Annotated in this window: 16 protein-coding genes; 12 read left to right on the forward strand and 4 right to left on the reverse strand. The window is 67.0% G+C overall.

All coding sequences use genetic code 11. The features are described 5' to 3' along the window. Window positions 1–34 precede the first annotated feature (34 nt). The 3 genes from QHG62_RS15330 to QHG62_RS15340 all read right to left on the reverse strand — a co-directional run bounded on the left by QHG62_RS15330 (window position 35) and on the right by QHG62_RS15340 (window position 3,808). Window positions 35–2,209 carry a malate synthase G gene (locus QHG62_RS15330; protein ID WP_281146489.1) on the reverse strand — a complete coding sequence of 725 codons (2,175 nt, stop codon included), beginning with the start codon at window positions 2,207–2,209 and terminating at the stop codon, window positions 35–37. Window positions 2,210–2,264: 55 nt separating this feature from the next. Then, window positions 2,265–2,942, reverse strand: a complete 678-nt coding sequence (locus QHG62_RS15335) for a haloacid dehalogenase type II (RefSeq protein ID WP_281146490.1) — start codon at window positions 2,940–2,942, stop codon at window positions 2,265–2,267. Between the two features lie 125 nt (window positions 2,943–3,067). Beyond that, entirely contained in the window at window positions 3,068–3,808 is a 741-nt protein-coding gene (locus QHG62_RS15340) for an IclR family transcriptional regulator (protein WP_281146491.1), read from the reverse strand. 127 nt (window positions 3,809–3,935) lie between these two features. Here QHG62_RS15340 and QHG62_RS15345 point away from each other — a divergent pair, with 127 nt between their 5' ends. The 7 genes from QHG62_RS15345 to QHG62_RS15375 all read left to right on the forward strand — a co-directional run bounded on the left by QHG62_RS15345 (window position 3,936) and on the right by QHG62_RS15375 (window position 11,563). Then, window positions 3,936–4,883, forward strand: a complete 948-nt coding sequence (locus QHG62_RS15345) for a hydroxymethylglutaryl-CoA lyase (protein ID WP_281146492.1) — start codon at window positions 3,936–3,938, stop codon at window positions 4,881–4,883. Then, window positions 4,876–6,066 (forward strand): CaiB/BaiF CoA transferase family protein, encoded by a 1,191-nt coding sequence (locus QHG62_RS15350; RefSeq protein ID WP_281146493.1) that lies wholly within the window; start codon window positions 4,876–4,878, stop codon window positions 6,064–6,066. Before QHG62_RS15345 ends, QHG62_RS15350 begins: the two co-directional genes overlap by 8 nt. A 4-nt stretch (window positions 6,067–6,070) precedes the next feature. Continuing rightward, window positions 6,071–7,051, forward strand: coding sequence for a Bug family tripartite tricarboxylate transporter substrate binding protein (locus QHG62_RS15355; RefSeq protein ID WP_281146494.1), 981 nt, complete (start codon window positions 6,071–6,073; stop codon window positions 7,049–7,051). A 22-nt stretch (window positions 7,052–7,073) separates the two neighbouring features. Next, window positions 7,074–8,018, forward strand: a complete 945-nt coding sequence (locus QHG62_RS15360) for an SMP-30/gluconolactonase/LRE family protein (RefSeq protein ID WP_281146495.1) — start codon at window positions 7,074–7,076, stop codon at window positions 8,016–8,018. 54 nt (window positions 8,019–8,072) lie between these two features. Further along, window positions 8,073–9,005: a LysR family transcriptional regulator gene (locus QHG62_RS15365; protein ID WP_281146496.1), complete on the forward strand. Its 933-nt coding sequence runs from the start codon at window positions 8,073–8,075 to the stop codon at window positions 9,003–9,005. A gap of 64 nt (window positions 9,006–9,069) precedes the next feature. Continuing rightward, the gene (locus tag QHG62_RS15370) at window positions 9,070–9,522 is read left to right on the forward strand and encodes a DUF2214 family protein (RefSeq protein ID WP_281146497.1); all 453 of its coding nucleotides are present in this window, start codon (window positions 9,070–9,072) and stop codon (window positions 9,520–9,522) included. A gap of 7 nt (window positions 9,523–9,529) precedes the next feature. Continuing rightward, entirely contained in the window at window positions 9,530–11,563 is a 2,034-nt protein-coding gene (locus QHG62_RS15375; protein ID WP_281146498.1) for a spermidine synthase, read from the forward strand. A 64-nt stretch (window positions 11,564–11,627) separates the two neighbouring features. Here QHG62_RS15375 and QHG62_RS15380 read toward each other — a convergent pair whose 3' ends face one another. Continuing rightward, complete coding sequence (locus QHG62_RS15380; protein WP_281146499.1) at window positions 11,628–12,008, reverse strand: PsiF family protein; 381 nt, start codon at window positions 12,006–12,008, stop codon at window positions 11,628–11,630. A 131-nt stretch (window positions 12,009–12,139) separates the two neighbouring features. Here QHG62_RS15380 and argS point away from each other — a divergent pair, with 131 nt between their 5' ends. From argS to lptB, 5 genes are all read left to right on the forward strand, one after another. Next, a complete protein-coding gene (gene argS, locus QHG62_RS15385; protein ID WP_281146500.1) occupies window positions 12,140–13,825 on the forward strand; it encodes an arginine--tRNA ligase in 1,686 nt (561 codons plus the stop codon). Window positions 13,826–13,832: 7 nt separating this feature from the next. Then, window positions 13,833–14,579 carry an SPOR domain-containing protein gene (locus QHG62_RS15390; RefSeq protein WP_281146501.1) on the forward strand — a complete coding sequence of 249 codons (747 nt, stop codon included), beginning with the start codon at window positions 13,833–13,835 and terminating at the stop codon, window positions 14,577–14,579. A 163-nt stretch (window positions 14,580–14,742) separates the two neighbouring features. Then, window positions 14,743–15,390 carry a thiol:disulfide interchange protein DsbA/DsbL gene (locus QHG62_RS15395; RefSeq protein WP_281146502.1) on the forward strand — a complete coding sequence of 216 codons (648 nt, stop codon included), beginning with the start codon at window positions 14,743–14,745 and terminating at the stop codon, window positions 15,388–15,390. A 153-nt stretch (window positions 15,391–15,543) separates the two neighbouring features. After that, window positions 15,544–16,266 carry a lipopolysaccharide transport periplasmic protein LptA gene (gene lptA / locus QHG62_RS15400; protein WP_281146503.1) on the forward strand — a complete coding sequence of 241 codons (723 nt, stop codon included), beginning with the start codon at window positions 15,544–15,546 and terminating at the stop codon, window positions 16,264–16,266. Continuing rightward, window positions 16,263–17,057: an LPS export ABC transporter ATP-binding protein gene (lptB, locus tag QHG62_RS15405; protein ID WP_281146504.1), complete on the forward strand. Its 795-nt coding sequence runs from the start codon at window positions 16,263–16,265 to the stop codon at window positions 17,055–17,057. Before lptA ends, lptB begins: the two co-directional genes overlap by 4 nt. Window positions 17,058–17,070: the final 13 nt, after the last annotated feature.

Genomic DNA, 17,070 nt, shown 5'->3' on the forward strand with positions numbered 1-17,070 from the left:
GGGCCGCGCGGTCAGCTGTAGGACGACTGGTGTCTCAGGCGCCCGCCTTCACCTTCAGGCGCCACGCATGCAGCAGCGGCTCGGTGTACCCGCTCGGCTGCTCGATACCCTTGAACACGAGGTCTTGCGCGGCCTTGTAGGCGGCCGAGGTGTCGAGGTTGCCGGCCATCGGCTGGTACACCGGGTCGCCCGCGTTCTGCTCGTCGACCACCTTGGCCATGCGCTGGAAGGCTTCGTCGACTTGCGCCTTGGTCACCACGCCGTGCAGCAGCCAGTTGGCGATGTGCTGGCTCGAGATGCGCAGCGTGGCGCGGTCTTCCATCAGGCCCACGTTGTGGATGTCGGGCACCTTGGAGCAGCCCACGCCCTGGTCGATCCAGCGCACCACGTAGCCGAGGATGCCCTGCACGTTGTTGTCGATTTCCTGCTGCTTCTCGGCATCGGTCCACTTGGCTTCGGACGCAATGGGCACTTGCAGCAGCGCGTTCAGGATGTTGTCGCGTTCGGCGTCGGCATCGATCTTTTCAAGCTCTTGCTGCACCGCCGTGACGCTCACCTGGTGGTAGTGCAGCGCATGCAGCGTGGCAGCGGTGGGCGAAGGCACCCAGGCAGTGTTGGCACCGGCCTTGGGGTGCGCAATCTTCTGTTCGAGCATGGCGGCCATGAGGTCGGGCATGGCCCACATGCCCTTGCCGATCTGCGCCTTGCCGCGCAGGCCGCACGAGAGGCCGACCAGGACGTTGTTCTTTTCGTACGCGCCGATCCACGCGCTGGACTTCATGTCGCCCTTGCGGATCATCGGGCCGCCGTGCATGGCGGTGTGCATCTCGTCGCCGGTGCGGTCGAGGAAGCCGGTGTTGATGAAGGCCACGCGCGCGGCGGCTTCGGCAATGCAGGCCTTGAGGTTGACGCTGGTGCGGCGCTCCTCGTCCATGATGCCCAGCTTCACGGTGTTGGCTGGCAGGCCGAGCAGTTGCTCGACGCGGCTGAACAGCTCGCTGGCAAAGGCCACTTCGGCCGGGCCGTGCATCTTGGGCTTGACGATGTAGATGCTGCCGGTGCGCGAGTTGCCCTTGCGCTTCAGGTCGATCATGGCGATGGTGGTGGTGACCACGGCATCGAGAATGCCTTCGGGAATTTCCTTGCCGTCCGCGTACAGCACGGCGGGATTGGTCATCAGGTGGCCCACGTTGCGCAGGAACATGAGCGAGCGGCCGTGCAGCTTCACGGGCTTGCCGTCGGCGCCGGTGTATTCGCGGTCGGGGTTGAGGCCGCGCGTGAAGGTCTTGCCGCCCTTGACCACTTCTTCGGTGAGCGTGCCCTGCACGATGCCGAGCCAGTTCGCATACGCGAGCACCTTGTCGGCGGCATCGACCACGGCCACCGAGTCTTCGAGGTCGAGAATGGTCGAGAGCGCGGCTTCGAGCACCAGGTCGCTCACGCCGGCCGGATCGGTCTTGCCGATGGGCGTGCTGCGGTCGATGCGGATGTCAAGGTGAATGCCGTTGTGCTTGAGCAGCACCGACGAAGGCGACGCCGCATCGCCCTGGTAGCCCACGAAGGCGGCCGGGTCGCGCAGCGTGGTGCTGCTGCTTTGCAGCGCAATGTGCAGTTGGCCGTCCTTCACGCTGTACCCGGTCGCCATCTTGTGCGAACCGTTTTCGAGCGGCGCGGCCTGGTCGAGCACGTTGCGCGCAAATTCGATGACCTTGGCACCGCGCACGGGGTTGTAGCCCTTGCCCTTTTCTGCGCCATCGGTTTCGGGAATGGCATCGGTGCCGTAGAGCGCGTCGTACAGCGAGCCCCAGCGCGCATTGGCGGCGTTGAGTGCGTAGCGCGCGTTCAGGATGGGCACCACCAGCTGTGGGCCGGCCTGCAGTGCGAGCTCGGAGTCGACGTTGGCCGTGGTGGCTTTGGCGCCCTTGGGCTGCGGCAGCAGGTAGCCGATTTTTTCGAGGAATGCGCGGTACGCCGGCATGTCGGAAATCGGGCCGGGGTTCTTCTTGTGCCAGGCGTCGAGCTCGGTTTGCAGGCGGTCGCGTTCGGCCACGAGCGCAATGTTCTTCGGCGCAAGGTCGCTCACGATGGCGTCGAAGCCCTTCCAGAAAACATCGCTGGCCACACCGCTGGCGGGCAAGACCTTTTCTTCGATGAAACGGTGCAACTCGGTCGCGACCTGGAGTCCGTGGGCGGTGGTTCGGGCGGTCATGTTTTTCTCTCCTTGAGAACGGTGCAATGCTGAATGAATTGAGGTGCGGTGTCTGTCAGAAGAACGCAAGCACGTCGCGCAGGCTGCTGCCGATGCGTTCGGGCTGCGTGCCGAGTTCTTCGAACGGGAGCTGGTAGCGGTTGACCCAGAGCGTGCGGAATCCGAACCAGGTGGCGCCGAGCGCGTCCCAGGCGTTGCAGCTGACGAACGCGATCCGGCCGGGCTGCAGGCCGGTGGCGGTCACGCCGAGTTGGTATGCATCGGGATGGGTCTTGTACTTGCGGATGCCGTCGACGCTCAGCACATGGTCGAGCAGACCGTCGAGCCCGGCGTTGCGCACGGCAGCGTCGAGCATGCCGGGATCGCCGTTCGAGAGAATGCCGGTGACCACGCCGCGCGCCTTGAGTGCCTCAAGCACTTCGCGGCATTCGGGAAACGCCGTGAGCGTGCGGTACTGGTCCATCAGCTGCTGCTCGGCCGCGCCGGACAAGTCGAGGCCCAGCCGCTTGCAGGTGTAGCGCAGCGCGGCGCGCGTGAGTTCGCCGAAGGGCCGGTAGTGCGCGCCGTGATTGCTGGTGGTGACCAGGCGTGTGTATTCGATCTGCTTGTCGCGCCAGCCCGCGGCCAGTGCCTGCCCGTGTCCGGCGAACAGCCGCTCGGCCGTCTGCCCGACGCTGTAGACGTCGAACAGGGTGCCGTAGGCATCGAAGAGGACTGCGCCGGGTTGATCCATAACTTGGACTTTATTCGATACCTTGCCGATTGGTAATAACCGGGATCGGCATTTATCGGTGACAAAAGTGAAGGTAATCGCAGGAGGCCCGGCGTTTTCTTCCTTCTTTTGTTAGAGGGTTCTTGTCAGAAGGCTCCGCTGAGCTGGCGGGCCGCGGCGCGCACGGGCTCGATGTGGCGCGCGTCGTAGCGGTGCGCAGGCATCGTCAGCGTGACCGCCGCGGCCAAGCGGCCATCGGCATGGAACACCGGCGCCGAAATGCCCGCCAGCTCGGCCGTGCGGTCGCCCACCAGCGCGCAGTAGCCCTGCGCGCGAATGGCGTCGTACAGCTTTCGCTCCTCGGGGCTGCGCGGCTGTTCGGCTTCGGGCCCGAAGGCGATCAGCACGCGCGCACCGGCGCCGCGGTCATTGGGCAGCAGGTCGCCCGCGCGCACGTGGTCGCGCACCACATGCGACGAATCGACGCGGAACTGGCACAGCCGCACCCAGCTTTCGCCCTGGCCCTGCCGCACGTGGTACGCCGCGCTTTCGCCCGTGGCTGCAGCCAGCGTGCGCAGCACCGGCAGCACGATGCGGTCGAGCGAGAGCGACGCCGCGTAAAGGCCGTGCAGGCGAGCGATCTCGGCGCCGAGCGCATAGCGCCCGTCGTCCTGGCGGCGGATCAGCCGCGCATGTTCGAGCGAAGCCAGGAGGCGCAGCACCGTGCTCTTGTAGAGCTGCGTGCGCCCTGCAAATTGCGCGAGCGACAGCGCCTCATCGCCGGGCTGAAAAGCCGAGAGAAGGCTCAGCGCGCGGTCGACCGCTGCGGCGCCCCCGGGGGCGGCGTTGAGGTCTGAAACCGATTCGGTCTGGGCTTTGCGGGGCATGGCGTTGGCTTGACAGGGAAAGTCGTTCGGCGGTTTAATTCTGTTTAATGGAATTTAGTTCTGCAAGATAGAACTGTCAAGCGAATCGGCCGATTGCAAGCCGATCGCTCCAAGGAGACAAGAGTCGATGACACCCCCCGATGTTGTGATCAGCGAAGTCGGCCCGCGCGACGGCCTGCAATCGGTCAAGGCCACCATGCCCACGGCCGACAAGCTGCGCTGGATCGACGCGCTTTACGCCGCCGGCGTGCGCGAGATCGAAGTCGCTTCCTTCGTGCCCGCGAAGCTGCTGCCGCAAATGGCCGACGCCGCCGAGGTGGTGCGCCATGCCATCACGCTGCCGGGCCTTACGGTGATGGCGCTCGTGCCCAACCGCAAGGGCGCGCAGGCCGCGCTGGAAGCCGGCGCGCACAAGCTCACCATGCCCGTGTCGGCCAGCGTGGCGCACTCGCTGGCCAACGTGCGCAAGACGCCGGCCGAAATGGTCGACGAAGTGCGTGCCATCTCCGAGCTGCGCCGCGAATCGGCGCCGGGCGTGCTGCTCGAGGTCGGCATTTCCACCGCCTTCGGCTGCACGCTGCAGGGGCTGGTGCCCGAAGACGACGTGATCCGCCTTGCCGCGCAGTGCATCGAGGCGGGCGCCGAAGAGGCCGGTCTTTCGGACACCGTGGGCTACGCCAACCCGGCGCAGGTGCGCCGGCTTTTCAAGCGGCTGCGGGCTGAACTTGGCGAGCACGCAGGCGCGGCCCACATGCACAACACGCGCGGCCTGGGCATTGCGAACTGCCTTGCGGCATGGGACGAGGGCGTGCGCACCTTCGACGCCTCGCTCGGCGGACTCGGCGGCTGCCCTTATGCGCCTGGGGCCTCCGGCAACGCCGTCACGGAAGACCTCGTCTTCATGTTCGAGGCCATGGGCGTGCGCACCGGCATCGACATCGAGAAACTCATTGCGGCACGCGCGCCGCTCATGGCCGGCCTGCCGGGCGAACCGGTGTACGGCATGACGCCCGAAGCCGGCCTGCCCAAGGGCTTTGTCCAAGGCCCTGTCCAGGAAACCAACCCACATGCCTGAATCCACTCGGCTTCCCTACGCCGGCATCCGCGTCGTCGAATTCACCCACATGGTCATGGGCCCGACCTGCGGCCTGCTGCTGGCCGACCTCGGCGCCGAAGTCATCAAGGTCGAGCCCATCGAGGGCGACAGCACGCGCCGCCTGCTCGGTTCGGGCTCGGGCTTCTTTCCCACGTTCAACCGCAACAAGAAGAGCATCGCGCTCGACCTCAAGACGCCAGAGGGCGTGGAGGCCGCGCTGCGCCTCGTTGCCACGGCCGACATCGTGAGCGAGAACTTCAAGCCCGGCACCATGAAGAAGCTGGGGCTGGACTACGACAGCCTGAAGCAGCTCAACCCGCGCCTCATCTACGTGAGCCACAAGGGCTTTCTGCCCGGCCCGTACGACCATCGCACCGCGCTCGACGAGGTGGTGCAGATGATGGGCGGCCTGGCCTACATGACCGGCCGCGCCGGCGACCCGCTGCGTGCGGGCACCAGCGTGAACGACATCATGGGCGGCATGTTCGGCGCCATTGGCGCCATGGCCGCGCTGCGCCAGCGCGAGCTCACCGGCAAGGGCTGCGAGGTGCAGTCCGCGCTCTTCGAGAACAACGTGTTCCTGGTCGCGCAGCACATGATGCAGTTCGCCGCCACTGGCAAGGCGGCCGACCCGATGCCCAGCCGCATCTCGGCCTGGGCCGTGTACGACGTGTTCACCGTGAAGGACGGCGAGCAGATCTTTCTCGCGGCCGTGAGCGACAAGCAGTGGGCGATCTTCTGCAAGGCCTTCGGGCTGGAAGAAATGCTGGCCGACCCGCGCCTGAAGACCAACAACGACCGCGTGCTGGCACGCGAGTGGATGATGCCGATCCTGCGCTCGCACCTGGCCGGCTACAGCGCCGCCGAGCTCAGCGCGGTCTTCGAGCAGAACGAGCTGCCCTTCGCGCCCATTACCAAGCCCCAGCAGCTGTTCGATGACCCGCACCTGAACGCCACGGGCGGCCTCGCCCCCGTGCGCATGAACGACGGCCACATGGCCAAGGTGCCGCTCATGCCGTTCACGCTCGATGGCGAGCGCCCCGGCATTCGCCTGCAGCCGCCGAACATTGGCGAGCACACGGGCGAGCTGCTGAGGGAGGTGGGCTATGGCGACGAGGAGATCGCCGCCCTCAAGACACGCAACATCATCCTTGGAGACTGACTCAATGCCTTCGATCCCGCGGCGCGCCTTGCCCGTCTTGTTCCTCTGCGCCGCGACCGCGGCTTGCCTTCCCGCACTGGCGGCTGACGCGGCGTGGCCCGCCAGGCCGGTGCGACTGGTGGTTCCGTACGCGCCTGGCGGCACCACCGACTACGCCGCGCGCCAGATCGCACAGAAGCTCACCGAGCAAACCGGCATCTCCTTCTATGTGGAGAACAAGGCCGGCGCGAGCGGCACGATCGGCTCCAGCCTAGCGGCCAAGTCCGCGCCGGACGGCGGCACCTTTCTGATCAACGACACCACCTACGCGATGCTGCCGCACCTCTTCAGGAAGCTGCCGTGGGAGCCCGCCGACCTGGTGCCCGTGACGACGATCGTCGATGCGCCGCTCGTCGTCGTAGTGGGCGCGAACTCGCCCTACAAAAGCGTGACGGCGCTGATCGACGAGGCCCGCAAGAACCCCGGCAAGCTGACTTTCGGCTCGGGCGGCGTGGGCAGCTCCACCCACCTGGGTGGCGAGCTGCTCAAGCAGAACGGCAAGCTCGGGCTGACCCACGTGCCTTACAAGGGAGCGGGCGAAGCGATGCTGGGCGTGGTGTCCGGGCAGGTCGACGTGCTGGTCACCGCCGCGCCCACGGCCATTCCGCAGGTCAAGGGCGGCAAGGTGCGCGCGCTGCTCGTGACCTCGCCGCAGCGCCTTGCCGCCTTGCCCGAGGCGCCCACCAGCGCCGAGGCCGGCCTGAAGGATTTCACTGCCACCAACTGGTTCGGCATTGCGGCGCCCAAGGGCACGCCGCAGCCGATCGTCGATAAGCTGCAGGCCGAGGTGAAGAAGGCGCTCGCATCGCCCGACCTCGCGAAGCGCTTTGCGGAGCAGGGCGCAAGCCCGGGCGGCCTGTCCTCGGCCGATTTCGGCAAGTTCGTCCTCAGCCAGACCCAGGCCTGGGGACAGGTGATCAAGGCCGCAAACGTGCAGCCCGAGTGACCCCGCCGGAGATCGTGCAGCCATGTGGAACCTGAGCTTCCAACCTCCCGAGATCATCGAAGCGCGTGTGCTCACGCGCCTGCCCGATGTGTTTCGAACGCCGCGCCGCACCGACTGGGTCGACGCCAACAAGCCCGGCCACGTGATGGACAGCTTCCTGGAAGGCCCCGCGTTCGACCGGGCAGGGAACCTGTACCTCACCGATATTCCTTACGGCCGCATCTTCAGGATCGCGCCGTCGTCGCTCGAATGGCAGCTCGTGGCGACCTACGACGGCTGGCCCAACGGACTGGCGATCCACGCCGACGGCAGCCTCTGGATCGCCGACTACCGGCGGGGCATCCTGCGGCTCGATGCGGCCGGTGGCGCGGTCGAGACGGTGCTCGGGCACCGCAACAGCGAATCTTTCAAGGGCGTGAACGACCTCGTCTTCGACCTGGAAGGACGGCTCTATTTCACCGACCAGGGCCAGACCGGACTGCACGATCCCACCGGCCGCGTCTACCGGTGGGATGCCGATGGCCGCCTCGATCTGCTGCTCGCCAACGCGCCCAGTCCCAATGGCGTGTCGACGAGCGCTGACGGCAAGGTGCTGTTCGTGGCGGTCACCCGCGGCAACCAGGTCTGGCGGGCGCCGCTGCTGCCCGATGGCAGCCTTTCCAAGGTCGGCGCGCTGCAGACCTTCTTTGGAACCAGCGGGCCCGACGGGCTCGCGCTCACGGCCGATGGCGGGCTGGTCGTCGCCCATGCGAGTCTGGGCGGTGCCTTTGTGCTCAATGCGCGCGGCGAGGTCACGCACCTGGTCCGTAGCCCGGCCGGTCAGACAGTGACCAACGTTGCCTTCCGGCCGGGCACGCGCCAACTGGTGCTCACCGATTCGGCCACCGGCAGCGTGCTGGAAGCCGAGCTGCCGGTGGGTGGAGCGCCGCTCTATTCGCACTCCTCGGACCCGCGGGCGCGAAAATAGCGGCGGCGGGCGCCGGCCCATGCCCGAGGCGCCGCGGGCTATAGTTCCGCCGCCATGGACCGCCTGAAGCAACTCGAATCCTTCGTCTCGGTGGCGACCCGCGGCGGACTCACGGCCGCGGCCAAGGCCGAGGGCGTTGCGCCCGCCATCATGGGCCGTCGGCTCGACGCGCTGGAGGCCAGGCTGGGCGTGAAGCTCTTGGTGCGCACCACGCGGCGCATCACGCTCACGCACGAAGGCAGCGCCTTTCTCGAGGACTGCCAGCGCCTGCTGACCGAATTCGCCAATGCCGAAGCCAGCGTGAGCGCCGGGGGCATCAAGGCCAGCGGGCACCTGCGCGTCACTGCGCCGGCGGGCTTCGGCCGCCGCCACGTGGCGCCGCTGGTGCCGCGCTTCCATGCCATGCACCCCGAGGTCACCATCTCTCTCAACCTCAGCGACCGCGTGGTCGACGTGCGCGGCGAGAGCTTCGATTGCGCGGTGCGCGTGGGCGACATGCCCGATTCGTCGCTGGTCAGCGTGCGGCTGGCCGACAACCGGCGCCGCTGCGTCGCCACGCCCGAGTTCGTGCGCCGGCACGGCATGCCCAAGCACCCGGGCGAGCTGTCGCGCTTTGCCTGCCTCACGCTGTCGAGCGACGCCTCGCAGACGCGCGGCTGGGCTTTCCGCCTGCCGGCCGAAGGGGGCGAGGGCGGCGAAGAACTGATCTACCTGCGCCCCGAAGGCCCGCTCGATTGTTCCGACGGCCAGGTGCTGCACGACTGGTGCCTGGCCGGCCACGGCATCGCCTGGCGCAGCACCTGGGAGGTGGAGGCCGAGATAGACGCGGGCTTGCTGGTGCCCCTGCTCGACGAATTCGCTGCGCCGCCCAACGGCATCTACGCCGTGTTCACGGGCACCAAGCACCTGCCGCTGCGGGTGCGGCTGTGGCTTGATTTCCTCAAGGAGCAATACGGACGCCCCGAATTCTGGGGCGGAAGAGGGTAAAGCCGCCCTGGCGGCGGCACAATGCGCAAGCATTTGCAACCCCACTGAAGAAGAAAGCCGTTCGATGACCCTCGAAGCCATCCTTGCCTACCTGCACTTGCTTGCCATCCTCACGATGGTCGTGTTCATTTCGAGCGAAGCGGCGCTGTGCCGCGTGCAGTGGCTCAACGCCGCCGTGGTCGAGCGGCTCGCCAAGGTCGACATGGTCTACGGCATTGCCGCCATTGCGGTGCTCGCGACCGGCATTGCCCGCACGGTGTGGGGCGTGAAGGGCACGGCCTGGTACTGGACCAACCCGCTCTTGCACGTGAAGCTTGGGTTGTTCATCATCATCGGCGTGCTGTCGATTTTTCCGACGCTCACCTACTTTCGCTGGCGCAAGGCGCTGCGCGCCAACGGCACGCTGCCGGCCGAAGACGATGTGCGGAAAACGCGCAAGCTGGTGATGGTGCAGGCCCACCTGATTGCGGTGATTCCGCTGGTCGCCGTGTTCCTCGCGCGCGGCTTCGGCAAGTAGGGCCGGCATGGAACGCGCCGGCATCCAGCTCCTGTTTGCCGGCACCATCTTCAGCAGCGCGTTCCTGCTGTTTCTGGTCCAGCCACTCATCGCCAAGCAGATCCTGCCCTGGTTCGGCGGCTCGGCCGCCGTGTGGTCGATCTGCATGGTGTTCTTCCAGGCCGTGCTGCTCGCGGGCTATGCCTACTCGGACTGGGTGACGCGCCACCTCCGTGTGCGAATGCAGGCCGCATTGCATGTGGGCCTCCTGCTTGCGAGCCTGGCCTTCCTGCCGCTGGTGGTGGCCGCGCGCTGGAAGCCCACGGGCGCCGAAGACCCCACGTGGCTGATCCTGGGCCTGCTGCTCGCGACGATCGGCCTTCCGTACTTTCTGCTTTCGACCACCGGGCCGCTGGTGCAGTCATGGGTGGCGCGCACGCCCTGGAGCGCGCGGGTGTACCGGTACTTCTCGCTGTCGAACCTGGCCTCGCTGCTGTCGCTCCTGAGCTATCCGGTGCTGATCGAGCCGCGCAGCTCGCTGCTGCAGCAGGCGCAGGGATGGTCGTGGGGCTACGGCCTGTTCGCGGTGCTGTGTGCGGGCACGACCTTGCTCGTGGCATACCGCTGGCCGGGGGTGCCGGAGAGGCCGGGCCAGGCCTTGGCGGCGGACGAAGCGAAGCCGCCGCGCTGGCCCGACGTATTGCTGTGGCTGTCGCTGCCGGCCCTTGCGTCGTGGCTGCTGCTGGCTGTGACCAACCATATCAGCCAGAACATCGCAGCGGTTCCGTTTCTGTGGATATTGCCGCTCTCGCTGTACCTGTTCACCTTTGTGTTGTGTTTTGAAAGCGACCGCTGGTACCGGCGCGGCGTTTTCCTGCCGCTGGCGGCGGGCGTGCTGGTGCTGTGCGCCTTCGGCCTGCAGCACCACATCGGCTCGGATGTGCGCACCGGGCTGCCGATCTACGTGGGCGGCCTGTTCGTGCTGTGCATGTTCCTGCACGGAGAAACCGCAAGGCTGCGTCCGGCGCCGCGCTATCTCACGCGCTTCTACCTGATGCTCTCCCTGGGTGGTGCCGTCGGCGGCGCACTGGTCGGGCTGGTTGCGCCGCACGTGCTGCCCGCGTACTACGAGCTGGGCATCGGGCTTGCGCTGACGGCGCTCGTGGCGGTGGCGGTTCTGCGCCACCGCACCTGGCTGCGAGTTTCGGGCGTGGCCTTGGCTGCCTGTTGCGCCTATTTTCTGGTTGTGCAGATTCGCAGCGATACGGACAACTCGCGCCATTTGATGCGCAATTTCTACGGTGCGCTGATCACCTTCGACATTCGGCGCACCGATCCCGCAAGCTACGTGCGGCTGCTGTCGCATGGTTCCATCAAGCATGGCGAACAGTTTCTCGACCCGCTCAGGCGGCGCGAGCCCACCACCTATTACGGCGCCACCTCGGGCATCGGCCGGGCCATGGCTGCCGCGCCCGCCGGGCCGCGCCGCGTCGGGCTGATCGGCCTGGGGGCGGGCACGCTCGCCAGCTACGGCCGCGCCGGGGACGCCTATCGCATCTACGAGATCAATCCGCAGGTATTCGAGCTGGCGGACAGCGAGTTCACCTTTCTGCGCGACAGCGCCGCACACATCGAGCGCGTGCTGGGCGACGCGCGGCTGGCACTGGAGCGCGAGCCGCCGCAAGGCTTCGATCTGCTGGCGGTCGACGCTTTCTCGGGCGACGCGGTGCCGGTTCACCTGCTCACGGCGGAGGCGATGGATGTCTACGTGCGCCACATGAAGCCCGACGGCATCGTGGCTTTTCATGTGTCCAACCGCTACCTCGAGCTTGCCCCCGTGGTCGCGCAAATCGCGCAGCTGAAAGGCTTGAGTGCCGTGCTCGTGAGCGACGACGCCAAGGATTCGAAGTGGCTCAACTCGACCGACTGGGTGCTGGTTGCGCGCGAGCCGGGTGTGCTGGCGCGCGGGGCGCTGCGCGGCGCGGCTTCGCCCATCGTGCTTCCGGCAAGCAACCGCCCCTGGACGGACGACTTCAACAACCTCTTGGGCGCGCTCAGGTAACGCCCAGGAAAAAGCCCCGCCGGCGCGTGGCCGTGCGGGGCTTTTCGGCGAAAGGCCGGCGGTATCAGGCCTTGGCGCTGAGGCAGTCCTTCATGAATGCCTTGCGTGCGTCGCCCTTGAGGGTCTTGGCCTTGTCGTCCGCGTTGCAGGTCTTCATCTTCTGCTGCTGCGTCTGCTTGGCCGTCATGGCCGGCTTGGCGCTCAGGCAGCTTTTCATGAAGGCCTTGCGCTCGTCGCCCTTCTTGTCGCCTGCTTCCTGGTTGCAGGTGGTCATCTTGCTTTGCTGGGCGGTGGGGGCCTTGGCCGCCGGCATGGCTGGCGTTGCCGGCGTGGCGGGTTTGGCGGCCGGAGCGACGACGACCGGCGCCGGGGCCTTGTCTTGTGCCTGTGCGGCGCCAAAGGAGAGACAGGCGCCCAGGGTAACCAGGGAAAGGAGCTTTTTCATGGTGATATGTCCTTGCAAGCTTGGGTTGTGACAGGTGCCCCGCCCCGGGGTCGCCCATCCTAACGGGCGGACACATGCATTCGATGACCGTTGCCGCCGCCGCCCGGGTTTGCCCCCGGTAAAATCCGCAGATGCTATTGGTCAAACAGGAGCTGCTCGCGGCGCTCGCGAACACGCTCGAATCCCTCTCGCCCGGCGCTGGCTCCAAAGCCGCGTTCGAGTCGCCCAAGGTCGCCGCCCATGGCGATTTCGCCAGCACGGCGGCCATGCAACTCGCCAAACCGCTCGGCCGCAAGCCGCGCGAACTGGCCGAAGAGCTCAGCGCCGCGCTGCTCGCCACCCCCGTTTTCGGCCGGTGGGTCGAAGCCATCGAGATTGCCGGCCCCGGCTTTCTCAACATCCGCCTGAAGACGTCCGCCAAGCAGCAGATCGTGCGCGAGGTGCTGAATGCGGCCGATGCCTTCGGCCGCCAGCCCGCCACCGGCGAAAAGGTGCTGGTCGAGTTCGTCTCGGCCAACCCGACCGGGCCGCTGCACGTCGGCCACGGCCGCCAGGCGGCGCTTGGCGACGCCATCTGCAACCTGCGCGCCTCGCAGGGCGACACCGTGTGGCGCGAGTTCTACTACAACGACGCCGGCGTGCAGATCCAGACGCTGGCCAACAGCACCCAGCTGCGCGCCCGCGGCTTCAAGCCCGGCGACCCCGAATGGCCGAGCGGCGAAAAGGCCCCAGCCTACAACGGCGACTACATCGCCGACATCGCCGAAGACTTCAAGGCGAAGAAGACCGTCAAGTCGGATGACCGCGAATACACCGCGAGCGGCAACATCGACGACCTCGACTCCATCCGCGAATTTGCCGTGGCTTACCTGCGCCGCGAGCAGGACCTCGACCTGCAGGCCTTCCGCGTGCGCTTCGACAACTACTACCTCGAGTCCAGCCTCTACACCAGCGGCCGGGTCGAGGCCGCGGTGCAAAAGCTGGTCGCTGCCGGCAAGACCTACGAGCAGGACGGCGCGCTGTGGCTCAAGTCGACCGACTACGGCGACGACAAGGACCGCGTGATGAAGAAGCAGGACGGTACCTACACGTACTTCGTGCCCGACGTCGCCTATCACATCGCCAAGTGGGAGCGCGGCTTCCACAAGGTGGTCAACATCCAGGGCACCGACCACCACGGGACCATCGCCCGCGTGCGCGCCGGCCTGCAGGCGGCGGGCGTCGGCATTCCCGAGGGCTACCCGGACTACGTGCTGCACACCATGGTGCGCGTGATGAAGGGCGGCGAAGAGGTCAAGATCAGCAAGCGCGCGGGCAGCTACGTCACGCTGCGCGACCTGATCGAATGGACCAGCACCGACGCCGTGCGCTTCTTCCTTTTGAGCCGCAAGCCCGACACCGAATACACCTTCGACGTCGACCTCGCCGTGACGAAGAACAACGACAACCCGGTGTACTACGTGCAGTACGCGCATGCGCGCATCTGCTCGGTGCTGGCAGGCTGGGGCGGCGACGCCGCCACGCTCAAGAATGTCGACCTGTCGCCACTTGAAAGCCCGGCCGCGCAGGCGCTGATGCTGCTGCTTGCCAAGTACCCCGCCATGCTGACCGCCGCGGCGAAGGATTTCGCCCCGCACGACGTGACTTTCTATTTGCGCGAACTCGCCGCCAGCTACCACAGCTACTACGACGCCGAGCGCATCCTGGTCGACGAAGAGCCGGTGAAGCTTGCGCGGCTTGCGCTCGTCGCCGCCACTGCGCAGGTGCTGCACAATGGCCTCGCGATTCTCGGCGTCAGTGCGCCGAGCAAGATGTGAAAACACCATGAAGAAGACAACCAGACAACGCGGCAACATCGTCATCGGCCTCATCATCGGCCTGGTGCTGGGGTTGGGGGTCGCGCTGGGCATTGCGGTCTACGTGACCAAGGTGCCGATTCCGTTCGTAACCAAGACCCAGCGCGGCGGTGCCGAGCAGGACGAAGCCGAGGCCCGCAAGAACCGCGACTGGGATCCGAACGCACCGCTCGCGGGCAAGCCCGGCACGCCGGCCAAGCCGCCCGCGGCCGCTACCGGTCCGGTGGCTCCCGCCGGCGACGACAACACGGCCGTGGCACCCGGAGCCGCACCGCCTGCTCCGCCAGTGCCGGTGGTCGTGGCGCCCAAGCCGTCGCGTCCGGCGCCGGTGCCGGCCGAAGCCAATCCGCTGCCGCCGTCCAACGATCCGCTGGGCGATCTGGCCCGCGCGCGGGCCGGCGGCAACAGCGGCAGCACCACCACGGCCTCCGCCGCGCCAAGCAGCAACAGCAGCGCGGCGCCGTCGTCCGGCCCCGATCCGTTCATGTATTTTGTGCAGGCTGGCGCGTTCCGCACCACCGACGACGCGGAGGCCCAGCGCGCCAAGCTGTCGCTGATGGGCGTCGAAGCCCGGGTGACCGAGCGCGAACAGGCAGGCCGCACGGTTTACCGGGTACGCGCGGGCCCGTTCAACAAGAAGGACGACGCCGATCGCCTGAAAGAGCGGCTCGACAGCGGCGGCCTCGAATCGGCGCTCGTTCGCGTGCAGCGCTGAGGTTTATCTGTCGGGCGGCAGCGGCCTTTCGGCAGCCGTCATGAATAATCTCTAAGCTTCGCGGCACGGGCCGCCGCCAGGATTGGCCCTGGGCATGCCGCATGCGGGAACTCCGCGCGGCGCTCCGGCTCTGTCTGCCGTACCCAACAGGAGAACTTTTTCAATGAAACGTCGTGACTTTTCGCTGGCCGCCACTTCGCTCGGTCTGATTTCGCTGGCTGGCAATACGGCGCATGCCCAGGCGCGCGCGCCCAAGGCCGGCACCGAGTACCTGGTGCTCGACAAGCGCGTGCCCGTCGATGCGCCCGCCGGCAAGGTCGAGGTGATCGAGTTCTTCTCGTACAACTGCCCGCACTGCAACGATTTCGAGCCGCAGCTCGACGCCTGGCTCAAGACGACCCCCAAGGAAGTGGCTTTCCGTCGCGTGCCGGTGCCCTTCGTGGGCAACGACGTCGAATCCAAGCAGCGCCTGTACTACGCGCTCGAAGCCATGGGCAAGGTCGAGGAATTCCAGCCGAAGGTCTTCAACGCCATCCACAAGCAGCGCCAGAACGTCAACGGCGATGCCAACATCATTGCCTGGGCCACGGCCAACGGCTTGGATGGCGCCAAGTTCAAGGAAGTGTTTACCTCGTTCAGCGTGGCCAGCAAGGCCAAGCGCGCCACGCAGCTGACCGAAGCCTACAAGGTGGCCGGGGTTCCGGCGCTGGCCGTGGGCGGCCGCTGGTACGTGGACGGCGAACTGGCCGGTAACATGACCAAGGCGCTGCAGGTCACCAACTACCTGATCGGCGAAGCCAAGAAGGGCTGACCCGCCCTTCAGGGGCAAAACAGCGGTGCCGGCAATGCCGGTTCCGCAGTGTTCCCGGATGGATGTCAAGCCCGCTTTGGCGGGCTTTTTCATCTGTGCGCGCCGGGCTGGCGCGATCCGCCGCATACAATGCAGAGCAAGTTTCGTGCCTCTATGACATCGCACTCCTACTCCAACACCACTCCTCTTCTTGGTTGCGCCGGCCGCCTGGCCCGCCTCTGCATTGGCGCGCTGTGCCTGGCCGGTGCCGTCTCCGGCGCCCTGGCTGAAACCGCCGACCGCACCAAGCCGATGAACATCGAGTCGGACGCCATGCGTTACGACGACCTCAAGCAGACCAGCGTGTTCACCGGGAACGTGCTGGTCACCAAGGGCACCATCATCATCCGCGGCGCGCGGATCGACGTGCGCCAGGACGCCGAGGGCTACCAGTACGGCGTGGTTACCGCCGCGCCGGGCAAGCGGGCCTACTACAAGCAAAAGCGCAACGCGCCCGACGAGTGGATCGAGGGCGAATCGGAAGTCATCGAGTACGACAGCCGCGCCGACAACGTCAAGTTCATCCGCAATGCCGTCATGCGTCGCCTGATCGGCGCCACGCCCAACGACGAAAGCAGCGGTGCGCTCATCGTCTACGACCAGAGCAACGACACCTACACCGTCAACGGCTCCAGCGTGCCGCCGAATGCGGGGGTGAATGCGCCATCGGGCGGCCGGGTCAGGACCATCCTCACGCCCAAGAGCGCCGCAGCAGCACCGGGCGCTCCGGCGCCCGCCGCCGGCGCACGGCCCGCCCCCGCGGCGCCCCAGCCGGCGCCCGGAACCGGCCTGCGCCCGAGCACCACCCTCGATACCGACGGGGAAGGGCGCAAGTGATCGAAACCGCAGGACACCACAACGCCGATGGCACGCCGGGCAGCCGCCTGGTGGTGCGCGGCCTGCAAAAAAGCTACGGCAGCCGCAAGGTCGTCAAGGACGTTTCGCTCGACGTGCAAAAGGGCGAGGTCGTGGGCCTGCTCGGCCCCAACGGCGCCGGCAAGACCACCTCGTTCTACATGATCGTGGGCCTGGTGCGCGCCGATGCCGGCGAGATCACCATCGACGGCGAACCCATCGCGCACATGCCGATTCACCGCCGCGCCCGCATGGGCCTGAGCTACCTGCCGCAGGAAGCGTCGATCTTCCGCAAGCTCAGCGTCGAGGAAAACGTGCGCGCCGTGCTCGAGCTCCAGCGCGAACCCGACGGCAACGGCAAGCCAGCTCCTTTGACCAAGCAGCGCATCGAAGAGCGCCTCTCGGGGCTGCTGGCCGACCTGCGGGTGGACCACCTTCGCGATTCCCCGGCGCTCGCGCTTTCGGGCGGCGAACGGCGCCGGGTCGAAATTGCCCGCGCCCTGGCCACGCAGCCGCGCTTCATCCTGCTGGACGAGCCCTTTGCCGGCATCGACCCCATCGCGGTGATCGAAATCCAGCGGATCATCAGCTTCCTGAAAGAGCGCGGCATCGGCGTGCTCATCACCGACCACAACGTGCGTGAAACGCTGGGCATCTGCGATCACGCGTTCATCATCAGCGACGGGCATGTGCTGGCACAAGGCACACCCTCGGAGATCGTCGACAACGCCGAAGTACGCAGGGTGTACCTCGGCGAGCACTTCCGGATGTAAGGGAGGAGTCGGT

It is taken from the genome of Variovorax paradoxus (genome assembly GCF_029919115.1).
GTDB classification, from domain to species: Bacteria; Pseudomonadota; Gammaproteobacteria; order Burkholderiales; family Burkholderiaceae_C; genus Variovorax; species Variovorax paradoxus_O.

Excerpts from the sequence above, each read along its gene's own strand:
- QHG62_RS15365 (WP_281146496.1), top strand. The coding sequence starts at position 8,073 with ATGGACCGCCTGAAGCAACTCGAATCCTTCGTCTCGGTGGCGACCCGC.
- QHG62_RS15375 (WP_281146498.1), top strand. The coding sequence starts at position 9,530 with ATGGAACGCGCCGGCATCCAGCTCCTGTTTGCCGGCACCATCTTCAGC.
- QHG62_RS15370 (WP_281146497.1), top strand. The coding sequence starts at position 9,070 with ATGACCCTCGAAGCCATCCTTGCCTACCTGCACTTGCTTGCCATCCTC.
- QHG62_RS15395 (WP_281146502.1), top strand. The coding sequence starts at position 14,743 with ATGAAACGTCGTGACTTTTCGCTGGCCGCCACTTCGCTCGGTCTGATT.
- QHG62_RS15355 (WP_281146494.1), top strand. The coding sequence starts at position 6,071 with ATGCCTTCGATCCCGCGGCGCGCCTTGCCCGTCTTGTTCCTCTGCGCC.
- QHG62_RS15335 (WP_281146490.1), bottom strand. The coding sequence starts at position 2,942 with ATGGATCAACCCGGCGCAGTCCTCTTCGATGCCTACGGCACCCTGTTC.
- QHG62_RS15340 (WP_281146491.1), bottom strand. The coding sequence starts at position 3,808 with ATGCCCCGCAAAGCCCAGACCGAATCGGTTTCAGACCTCAACGCCGCC.
- QHG62_RS15330 (WP_281146489.1), bottom strand. The coding sequence starts at position 2,209 with ATGACCGCCCGAACCACCGCCCACGGACTCCAGGTCGCGACCGAGTTG.
- QHG62_RS15350 (WP_281146493.1), top strand. The coding sequence starts at position 4,876 with ATGCCTGAATCCACTCGGCTTCCCTACGCCGGCATCCGCGTCGTCGAA.
- lptA (WP_281146503.1), top strand. The coding sequence starts at position 15,544 with ATGACATCGCACTCCTACTCCAACACCACTCCTCTTCTTGGTTGCGCC.
- argS (WP_281146500.1), top strand. The coding sequence starts at position 12,140 with ATGCTATTGGTCAAACAGGAGCTGCTCGCGGCGCTCGCGAACACGCTC.
- QHG62_RS15345 (WP_281146492.1), top strand. The coding sequence starts at position 3,936 with ATGACACCCCCCGATGTTGTGATCAGCGAAGTCGGCCCGCGCGACGGC.
- QHG62_RS15380 (WP_281146499.1), bottom strand. The coding sequence starts at position 12,008 with ATGAAAAAGCTCCTTTCCCTGGTTACCCTGGGCGCCTGTCTCTCCTTT.
- QHG62_RS15390 (WP_281146501.1), top strand. The coding sequence starts at position 13,833 with ATGAAGAAGACAACCAGACAACGCGGCAACATCGTCATCGGCCTCATC.
- QHG62_RS15360 (WP_281146495.1), top strand. The coding sequence starts at position 7,074 with ATGTGGAACCTGAGCTTCCAACCTCCCGAGATCATCGAAGCGCGTGTG.